Origin of the sequence: Microbacterium resistens NBRC 103078 (genome assembly GCF_001552355.1) — a bacterium.
GTDB classification, from domain to species: domain Bacteria; phylum Actinomycetota; class Actinomycetes; order Actinomycetales; family Microbacteriaceae; genus Microbacterium; species Microbacterium resistens.
Genome location: NZ_BCRA01000232.1, coordinates 1 through 710, shown reverse-complemented (window position 1 = coordinate 710; position 710 = coordinate 1). Strand labels below are relative to the sequence as shown.

At 74.8% G+C, this 710-nt stretch carries 1 protein-coding gene; it reads left to right on the top strand.

What is annotated here, in order from left to right:
- The first annotated feature begins 70 nt into the window (after window positions 1–70).
- Window positions 71–679 carry a flavodoxin family protein gene (locus MR1_RS19175; protein ID WP_067250915.1) on the top strand — a complete coding sequence of 203 codons (609 nt, stop codon included), beginning with the start codon at window positions 71–73 and terminating at the stop codon, window positions 677–679.
- Window positions 680–710 lie beyond the last annotated feature (31 nt).

The window sequence follows — 710 nt, the reverse complement described above, 5'->3', positions numbered from 1 at the left end:
ACCTAGCGCGTGGGCGGGCCGTGCGGAACCCCCTTCCCCGCACGGCGGCGCCGCGGCCTACCCTGCCCGCATGTCCGCTCTCACCGCACTGATGCTGAACTGCACGCTCAAGCCCTCCCCGGAGCCCTCCAGCACGGAGGTGCTCGGGCAGCAGGTGATGGAGGCGCTCGCCGAGCAGGGGGTGAGCGGGGACGCGCTGCGCGTGGTGGACCACCGGGTGCTCCCCGGGGTCCTCACCGACATGGGCGACGGCGACGAATGGCCGACGATCCGCGCCGCGGTCCTGGCCGCCGACATCCTGGTGCTCGCCACGCCCACCTGGCTCGGCCAGCACTCCTCGGTCGCGCAGCGGGTCCTGGAACGCCTGGACGCCGAGCTGAGCGAGACCGACGACGCGGGCCGCCCGACGCTCTTCGGGACCGTGGCGATCCCCGTGGTCGTCGGCAACGAGGACGGCGCCCACCACATCTCCGCGATCCTGGGCCAGGCCCTCGGCGACGTCGGCTGCACCCTCGCCGCGCAGCCCGCGGTGTACTGGAACGGCGAGGCGATGAGCGGCGTCGACTACAAGGATCTGACCGAGGTGCCGGAGGCCGTGGCGGCGGCGACCCGGACCGCCGCGGCCAACGCGGTGCACCTGGCGGGTCTGCTGGCGGCGTCGCCGTACCCCGCGCCCTGATCTGCGGCGCCCGCCGGCGATCAGCGGAGCG